Source organism: Streptomyces sp. NPDC002790 (assembly GCF_040295505.1).
Lineage (GTDB): Bacteria > Actinomycetota > Actinomycetes > Streptomycetales > Streptomycetaceae > Streptomyces.
On the sequence record NZ_JBEOVM010000176.1, the window covers coordinates 1 to 8,952 of the forward strand.

Here is an 8,952-nt window from a genome sequence, read left to right on the forward strand (position 1 = left end):
GCAGGGGCTATAAATAGCCCCTGCGGCGACCATGAATAGCCCCGCCGGCGATTGAGGCGCGGGGTCCGGGGCGGAGCCCCGTGGCGTGGGGGCCGTGGGGCGCAACCGGACGGGTGTCACGCGGGCAACCGGTCCAGGATCGCCGCGAAGTCCGCCGAAGGCGGCAGCGTTCCGAAGGCCAGGCCCCGGTCGCCGGCCAGCCGGCTCGCGCAGAACGCGTCGGCCACCGCCGAGGGCGCGTGCCGCACGAGGAGCGAGCCCTGAAGAACGAGCGCCGCCCGCTCGATCACCCGCCGCGCCCGCAACTGCGCGTCCTCGGGCGAGCCCAACTCGTCCTGGAGCCCACGCCACGCGGCATCCAGACGGGCGTCCGCGCCGGACGCCGCCTCGAGCTCCGCGCGGAACGCCTCCAGGGACTCCGGCTCGCGGGTCAACGCCCGCAGCATGTCGAGCGCGTTGACGTTCCCGGAGCCCTCCCAGATCCCGTTGAGCGGGGCCTCCCGGTACAGGCGCGGCATCCCTGACGCCTCGTCATAACCGTTGCCACCGAGGCATTCCAGGGCCTCCGCGACCGCCACGGGCTGCCGCTTGCACACCCAGTACTTGCCGACCGCCGTGGCCAGGCGGAGGAAGGCCCGCTCACCCGCGTCCCCCCGCTGTGCCCGGTCCGCCGCACCGGCCAACCGCAGCCCGAGCGTCGTCGCGGCCTCCGACTCCAGGGCCAGGTCCGCGAGGACGTTGCGCATCAGCGGCTGGTCGATCAGCTTCGCGCCGAACACCGAACGGTGGCGGCTGTGGTGCGCGGCCTGCGCCAGCGACTCGCGCACGTGCGCCGCGGAGCCGAGGACGCAGTCGAGGCGCGTCATCGTCACCATGTCGATGATGGTGCGCACACCCTTGCCCTCGTCCCCGACGAGCCAGGCCACCGTGTCGTCGAACTCCGGCTCGCTGGACGCGTTCGACCGGTTGCCGAGCTTGTCCTTCAGGCGCTGGATACGGAACGTGTTGCGCGACCCGTCCGGCAGCACACGCGGAACCAGGAAGCACGACAACCCGCCCGGCGCCTGCGCGAGCACCAGGAACACGTCGTTCATCGGTGCCGACGTGAACCACTTGTGGCCGCGCAGGCGCCACGTGCCGTCCGACTGCTCGACCGCGGCCGTCGTGTTCGCGCGGACGTCCGTGCCGCCCTGCTTCTCCGTCATACCCATCCCGGCGAGCAGGCCGCGCTTGTCGGCGGGGGCGCGGAGCCCGGGCTCGTAGACGGTGCTCGTGAGCAACGGCTCGTACAACTTGGCGAGTTCGGGCGTGCGGCGCAGCGCGGGCACCACCGCGTACGTCATGGAGACAGGGCACATGTGGCCCTGCTCCAGCATCGTGGCGAGCATGAAGGTGCCCGCGCGGGCCACGTGCGCGCCCGGCCGCTCGTCCGCCCAGGCGGAACCCGCCGCGCCCGCGGCCACCGTGGCGCGCATCAGTGAGTGGTACGAGGGGTGGAAGTCCACCTCGTCGACACGGTTGCCGTAGCGGTCGTGCGTGCGCAGCTCGGGCTCGTGCCGGTTGGCCTGGTCGGCCCAGAGGCGGGCCTCCTCGCTGCCCGCGTAGCGGCCGAAGCGGTGCAGCTCGTCGATGTGCCACTCGGCGCCCTCGCGGCGTACGCCCTCCAGGAGTACCGGGTCGTCGGCGGCGTCGTGACCGGTCAACGGCGGTGCCTGGTTGGTCACTTCGTGCGTCACGGTGGGGTTCGAGTGCATGGTGCGTGCCTCCGTAGAAGTCTCGGACGAACGAAAGGGTCAGGCGGCCGGTGCGCCCGCGCAGCGCAGCGCCATGGCGGTGAGTTCGGCGAGCAGCTCGCCGGTGGCGGCCTCGTCGTGGGCGGCGAGCGGATCGACGAGCACCTCGCCGATCGCGCCGGTGAGCGCGGCCGCGGTGATCGCACCGTCCTGCTTCGGCAGCAGGCCCGCCACCATGCCCTCGTGCACCACTTCGGCGAACAGGGCGTGGTAGCGGCGCCGGTAGTCGAGCCGCTCGGCGCCGACCTTCGGATCGGCGGGCGCGGCGAGCAGCGCGTAGGCGAGGCCGCGGTTCTCCAGGGCGCGCCGGGCGAACACCTCCACCCCGCGCCGCAGCCGCAGCACCGGGTCACCGTCCCCCTGAAGCACCTCGCCGATCACGGTCACCTCCCGCGCCGCGGCCCGCCGGAACACCTCGACCGCGAGCGCCGCCTTCGACGGAAAGTGCTGGTAGACCGAGCCGGCCGCGATCCCGGCGGCGTCGGCGACCGCCGTCACGGACGCCTGCGCCCAGCCCACCTCGGCGACGACGGAGGTGGCGCACGCGACCAGGTGCTCGCGCGCTGTCTCCAGGCGACGGATTTCGGCGGGGGTCTTGCGGTAGGCCATGCAAGCAGTGAACCATCATTCAGAGTTTGCCGCCATGGTCGGTTCCGCACCGGTTCCATGCCGGTTTCGTCGGCAAGGCTCGTCAGGAGAACGTGAATGCACCTCAGTGCCCTGCTGGACAGCGCTGTTCGCTCGGGCGGCACGAAGGAAGCCGTCGTCTACCGCGAACAGCGTTGGAACTACCGGGAGTTCGCCGACGCCGCCCGTCGCGCCGCGACCGCGCTGCGCGAGGCCGGCCTCGGCCCCGGCGACCGCCTCGCCGTGATGACGTACAACACCCCGGCGTTCCTCTTCGCCGCCTTCGGTGCCTGGAGTCTCGGGGCCACCCTCGTACCGTTCAACCACAAGCTGCAGACCGCCGAAGTGGGGCGCCAGCTGAAGCACTGCGGGGCGCGCCTCGCGCTCGTCGACGCGGAGATCGGCGAGCGCGCCACCGCCGCAGACCCGGGCGTGCGCTGGCTGACCAGCCACCCGGACGCCCCGGCCGAAGCGCTCCCGGCCGACGCCTTCGAGGCGCTCGTCGCGGCCGCCGAACCGTACGAGGCACAGGACCGCCCCGACGGGGACGTGGCGGAGATCCTCTACACGTCCGGCACCTCCGGCACGCCCAAGGGCTGCGTCCACTCGCACCGCACCGCCGCCCTGACCGCCGCGTACTCCGCGGCGACGATGTCGATGCGCGGTGACGAGCGCTTTCTGATCTGCATGCCGATCTGGCACGCGGCGCCGCTCAACAACATGACGCTCGGCACCCTGTTCGCGGGCGGCACCGTCGTGCTCCAGCGCGAGTACGAGCCGCGCGGCATGCTCGAAGTCATCCAGCGAGAGCGGATCACCGCACTGTTCGGCGCACCCATCGCGCTCATCGCCCCGCTCCAGACGGTCCCGGACCACGCCGACTACGACGTGTCGTCCGTCCGCGCCTGGCTCTACGGCGCGGGCCCGCTCGACGCGGACACCGTGCGCCGCCTGATGAAGGCGTACGGCACGGAGAACTTCCAGCAGGTGTACGGGATGAGCGAGACCGGGCCCGCCGGCGCCTCGCTCCACCCGTACGAGCACGCGGACAAGGCGGGTGCGATCGGGCGCGGCGGCATGCCGGGCGTGGACCTGCGCGTCGTACGCCCCGACGGACACGACGCGGAGCCCGGCGGGAGCGGCGAGATCTGGCTGCGCACCGACACCCGCATGCTCGGCTACCTGGACGATGAGGAAGCCACCGCCGAGGTGTTCGCCGGTGACTGGTACCGCAGCGGTGACCTGGGCCGGATCGACGAGGACGGCTATGTCACGCTCGTCGACCGGATGAAGGACGTGATCGTCACCGGCGGCGAGAACGTCGCGTCGCAGGAGGTCGAGGGCGCGCTGCGGGGGCACCCGGACGTGCTCGACGTCGCCGTCGTCGGCCGGCCGCACCCGCAGTGGGGCGAGACGGTGGTGGCCTTCGTCGTCCCGCGCGAGGGCGCCGGGACCGACCTGGCGGGGATGCGGGGGTGGCTGGAGGAGCGGATCGCCCGCTACAAGGTGCCGCGCGAGCTGATCCTGCGCGACGCCCTTCCGCGTACTCCCTCCGGGAAGATCACCAAGCACGTGCTGCGGGCCGAACTGGCCTGAGCTGCGCGCCTGTAGGGTCTCGGCATGGCCGATGAGCAGGCACAGCAAGCGCGCAGGGGGCCGGGCCGGCCGCGCCAGGAGCACGTCACCAACGCCGTGCTCCAGGCTGTCGTCGAGCTGGTGGCGGAGGAGGGCATGGGCGCGCTGACCATGGACGCCGTCGCGACCCGCGCGGGGGTGAGCAAACCGGCCATGTACCGCCGCTGGCCCACCAAGCAGGACCTGATCATCGCCGCCGCCGAGTCCCGCGTAGGGACGCTGACGGTGCCCGACATGGGGGACTTCACGGCCGAACTGCGCGCGGTCCTCATGGAACGTGTGCGTGCCTACCGGCAGCCCGGTGTCGGCCGGCTGCTCGCCGGAGTGATCGGCGCGGCGGCGGAGGCGGGCGCGGGGCGCGAGGCGTTCCGGGCGTACGTGACGCGGGTGACGAGCGAGACGCGGCACCTGCTGGAGCGCGGCATCGCGCGCGGCGACGTACGGCCCGACGTCCCGATCGCCGATGTCACGACCCTCATCGCGTCGTCCCTCGTCTTCCGGCTCGTCGCCGAGCAGCGGCCGCCGGAGAAGGAGCTGGTCGATTCCGTGGTGGACCTGATCGGCCGCGCGGTCGACGTCCGGCCGTGAGGGGCGTGTAACCGTCCACTGACCCTCGGTCATATCCCTTGCGGACCCCTTGCCCCGGCGCGATTCAATATCGATACTGCCGGTTACGTAATAGCGTTCGCTGTTGGGAGGACCCCCCATGCACGACGTCGCGACGGCCCCCGTCGAGAACCCCAAGCCGATCCTGGACAAGCCCCTGATGCACTACGGGCGCCGCGTCCTGGACCGCCTCGCGCCCGGCGCGGAGCAGGCGGACTACAAGCACTTCGAGGTCAACCCGCTCACCCCGCACTTCGGAGCCGTGCTCAGCGGCGTCGATTTGACGAGGCCGATCACCGAGGAGCTCGCCGAGGAACTGCGCCAGGCCCTCCTCGAATGGAAGGTGATCTTCTTCCGGGGGCAGGCCGGCTTCGACTCCGAGAACCACCTCGCCCTCTCGGCCGTCTGGGGCGAGCCCGAGCCCAACCCGTTCTTCCCGAAGACGGAGACCGTGGGCCTGTCCCGGCTCGCCAAGGACGCCAAGGCCGCCGGCAACAAGAACATCTGGCACAGCGACCACTCGTTCATGGTCAACCCCTCGCTCGGCGCCGTACTCCGCGCCATCGAGGTGCCCGCAGCGGGCGGCGACACCATGTGGTGCGACATGGGCGCCGCGTACGACAACCTCCCCGACGACCTCAAGGAGCGGATCGAGAACCTCACCGCGGTCCACGACTGGGAGGCCAGCTGGGGCGCGCTCATGAACGACGAGCAGAAGGCCGCGTTCCGCGCCAACTGGCCGCAGGTCGAGCACCCCGTCGTCGTGCGCCACCCGCGCAGCGGCCGCAAGACCCTGTACGTGAACGAACCGTTCACCCGGTACATCAAGGGCCTGTCCGAGGAGGAGAACCGCGAACTCCTCGACATCCTCGTGCTCCAGGCGCGCATCCCCGAGTTCCAGATCCGCTTCAACTGGGCGCCGGACTCGATCGCGATCTGGGACAACATCGCCGTCCAGCACTACGCGGTCAACGACTACTTCCCGGCCAAGCGCGTCATGGAGCGCATCGCCATCGCAGGGGTACCGCTCTCGTGACCACCGCACCCGCCGTGCGCGGCACGGGACTTGACCCGGCCCGGCGCGAGAGCCGCCGCGCGTGGACGGTGACCGCGCTCCTCGTGGTCTTCATGATGGTCAACTTCGCGGACAAGTCCGTGCTCGGCCTCGCCGCCGACGAGATCCGCGCCGATCTGCACCTGAGCGCCACCCGGTTCGGGCTCGCGAACAGCGCCTTCTTCCTGCTCTTCTCCGTCGCCGCGATCGTCGTGGGAATGGCGGCGGACCGGGTGTCACCGAAGCTGCTGCTCCTGGTGATGGCCGTGCTCTGGTCGGTGGCGCAGGTGCCCGCGGCCGTCGGCGGGGGACTCGCCGTACTGATCGGCTCGCGGGTGTTCCTGGGCGCCGCGGAGGGCCCGGCCTTCCCCGTCGCCCAGCAGGCCACGCTCTCCTGGTTCCCGAACGACAAGCGGAACCTGCCCAGCGCGCTGCTCACCATCGGCATCACGCTCGGCGTGATCATCTCCGCGCCGGGCCTGTCCTGGGTGATCCAGAACCACGGCTGGCGCGCGGCTCTGTGGGTGCTCGCCGCGATCGGCGTGGTGTGGGCGGCGCTGTGGGCGCTGTTCGGCGCGGACAGCCCGCGGGCCCGCGCCAGGGCGACCACGAAGGCCGCCGGCGACCGTGACGACTCCGCGCCCACGGTCCCGTACCGGAAGATCTTCGCCAGCCGTACGTGGATCGGCAGCACCCTCGCGTACTTCATGAGCTACTGGTCCGTGGCGCTGATGCTGGTGTGGATGCCGTCCTACCTGCGCAACGCGCTGGACTACTCGGCGTCCACCGCGGGCAGGCTGGTCGTCCTGCCCTGGGCCGTCGGCGCCGTGGTCCTGCTCGGGCAGGCCGCGCTCACCGGGCGGCTGATGCGGCGCGGTGTCGTCAGCAAGAGGGCCCGTGGCTGGGTCGGCGGATGCATGCTCGCGATCGGCGCCGTCTGCTGCCTCCTGACGCCGTTCGTCGACTCGGTGCCCGCGCAGACCGTGCTCGTCGCCCTCGGCTTCGGCTTCAGCGGCTCGTACGCCACCGTGGCCGCGACCACCGTCGCCGAACTCGCCCCGGCCGCCCGCAGCGGTGGCGCCCTGGGCCTCATGAACGCCCTCGTCACGGTGTCCGGGCTCCTCGCGCCCGCCGCCGTCGGCGCCCTCGTCGACGCGCAGGGCGACGCCGGCTACCAGCACGCCGTGCTCGTGACCGGTGTCCTCGTCGCGATCGGCGCCGTGCTCGCCTTCGCCCTGGTCGATCCGGAGCGCGACCGTGCACGGTTGACCGGCTGACCATTCGTCACGCAGCCTTCCCTTACCGGGGGTTACCCGTGGATGACATGATCGACGGCACGCCCCCCACCATTCCCCCCGCGTTTCCAAGGAGTTGACCGTGAGCGCCGCAGCAGCACTCGACACCTCACCGCTGGACCAGGCCGTCCGCGACCTGCGCGAGCACGCACCGTCCTGGACCGCGACGCCCCTGGCCGAGCGCATCGCGCTACTGGAGCGGACGCTCCCGCGGATCTCCGAGGGCGCCGCCGCGATGGTCGCCGACGCGTCCGCCGCCAAGGGCTACGCCGAGACCTCCGAGTGGGCCGCCGAGGACTGGATCACCGCGCCGTGGGCCCTCGCCCAGACGATCACGGCGTACCTGCACGTCCTGCGCCGCATCGCCGCCGGACAGGAGCCGGTCGACCCCAAGTCGGTGCGCAGCCACGAGGGCCGCACCGTCGTCGACGTCTTCCCCACCCTCACCTCCGACCGGCTGTTGCTCAACGGCTTCACCGCGCAGGTGTGGACGCTGCCGGGCATCACCCGCGAGCAGGTCCTGGACCGCGCCGCGGGGGAGTACCGGGGCCGGCAGGCCGGGCCGACCGTCTCCCTGGTGCTCGGCGCGGGCAACGTCGCGTCGATCACCCCGCTCGACATCCTCCAGAAGCTGTACGCGGAGGGCGAGGTCGTCATCGCCAAGATGAACCCCGTCAACGCGTATCTGCGCCCGCACTTCGAGAAGGTCTTCGCCGAGTACGTGGACCGCGGCTGGGTCCGCTTCGTCGACGGCGGCGCCGCCGAGGGCGCGTACCTCACCGGGCACGAGGACATCGACACCATCCACGTCACCGGCAGCGAGCGCACCCACGACGCGATCGTGTGGGGCGTGGACGAGCAGGCCGAGCAGCGCCGCGCCGAGGACGCCCCGCTCAACGACAAGCCGTTCACCAGCGAGCTCGGCGGCGTCAGCCCCTGCATCGTGACGCCCGGCCCGTGGAGCGACGCCGACTTCCGCTTCCAGGCCGAGAACATCGTCACCAGCAAGCTCAACAACTCGGGCCACAACTGCATCGCCACGCAGGTCCTCGTCGTGCCCCGCGAGTGGGACGGCACGGAGAAGCTGCTCGCCGAGGTCCGCAAGGTCCTTGCCGAACTGCCGCCGCGGCCCGACTACTACCCGGGCGCGGCCGACCGCGTCGCCAAGGTCACGGCCGCCCACCCGGGGGCGGAGAAGCTCGGTATCGACGACTCGTGCCGCGTCCTCGTCCCGGAGATCGAGGGCATGGACGACGTCCTGATCACGGACGAGGTGTTCGCGAGCACGCTCGGCGTGATCCGTCTCCCGGGCGCCGACGCGCCGCACTTCCTGGCCGCCGCCACGGAGTTCGCCAACGACAAGCTCCCCGGCACCCTGGGCGCCACGCTGCTCGTCCACCCGAAGACGGAGCGCGCCCACTCCGGCGCGGTCGCCGACGCGATCGCCGCGCTGCGCTACGGCACGCTGGGCGTCAACGTCTGGTCGGCCTTCGGCTTCCTCCTCGGCTACACGCCGTGGGGCGCGTATCCCGGCAACACGCCTAAGGACATCGGCAGCGGCATCGGCTTCGTGCACAACGCGTTCATGCTGGAGGACATCGAGAAGACGGTGGTGCGGGCCCCGTTCGCCCCGTCCCCGCGCGGCCTCTTCACCGGCTCCCCGTCCCTGTCCCCGCGCCCCCCGTTCTACGTCACGAACCGCACGGGCCTCACGACGATGAAGCGCCTCACGGCCTACACGACGTCCCCCTCCGCGACGAAGCTCCCGGCCATCTTCGCGTCGGCGCTACGGGGCTGATTCACCGGGGGCGTGGTGGGGGCGGTCCGGGACGGTGCGCTGCACCGGGGCTCACAAGGCCGGGGCTTCGCCCCGGACCCCGCGCCTCAAACGCCGGCGGGGCTGGGAAAACCAATCGCCGGCGGGGCTTGATGGATCAAGCCC

7 protein-coding genes are annotated in these 8,952 nt (G+C 71.8%); 5 read left to right on the forward strand and 2 right to left on the reverse strand.

The window, feature by feature from the left end; translation table 11 throughout:
- Positions 1 to 116: 116 nt before the first annotated feature.
- A complete protein-coding gene (locus ABT004_RS35040) occupies positions 117 to 1,754 on the reverse strand; it encodes an acyl-CoA dehydrogenase family protein (RefSeq protein WP_351345415.1) in 1,638 nt (545 codons plus the stop codon).
- Between the two features lie 39 nt (positions 1,755 to 1,793).
- Complete coding sequence (locus ABT004_RS35045; RefSeq protein ID WP_351345418.1) at positions 1,794 to 2,402, reverse strand: TetR/AcrR family transcriptional regulator; 609 nt, start codon at positions 2,400 to 2,402, stop codon at positions 1,794 to 1,796.
- Between the two features lie 96 nt (positions 2,403 to 2,498).
- On the opposite strand from ABT004_RS35045, the gene ABT004_RS35050 reads away from it, so the two are divergent.
- The 5 genes from ABT004_RS35050 (at position 2,499) to ABT004_RS35070 (ending at position 8,808) form a co-directional block, all read left to right on the forward strand.
- Positions 2,499 to 4,016 (forward strand): class I adenylate-forming enzyme family protein, encoded by a 1,518-nt coding sequence (locus ABT004_RS35050; protein WP_351345421.1) that lies wholly within the window; start codon positions 2,499 to 2,501, stop codon positions 4,014 to 4,016.
- Positions 4,017 to 4,040: 24 nt separating this feature from the next.
- Entirely contained in the window at positions 4,041 to 4,643 is a 603-nt protein-coding gene (locus ABT004_RS35055) for a TetR/AcrR family transcriptional regulator (protein WP_351345424.1), read from the forward strand.
- A gap of 118 nt (positions 4,644 to 4,761) precedes the next feature.
- Complete coding sequence (locus ABT004_RS35060; RefSeq protein WP_351345427.1) at positions 4,762 to 5,697, forward strand: TauD/TfdA dioxygenase family protein; 936 nt, start codon at positions 4,762 to 4,764, stop codon at positions 5,695 to 5,697.
- Positions 5,694 to 6,992 carry an MFS transporter gene (locus ABT004_RS35065; RefSeq protein ID WP_351345430.1) on the forward strand — a complete coding sequence of 433 codons (1,299 nt, stop codon included), beginning with the start codon at positions 5,694 to 5,696 and terminating at the stop codon, positions 6,990 to 6,992. Before ABT004_RS35060 ends, ABT004_RS35065 begins: the two co-directional genes overlap by 4 nt.
- 100 nt (positions 6,993 to 7,092) lie before the next feature.
- Positions 7,093 to 8,808 (forward strand): aldehyde dehydrogenase family protein, encoded by a 1,716-nt coding sequence (locus ABT004_RS35070; RefSeq protein ID WP_351345433.1) that lies wholly within the window; start codon positions 7,093 to 7,095, stop codon positions 8,806 to 8,808.
- Positions 8,809 to 8,952: the final 144 nt, after the last annotated feature.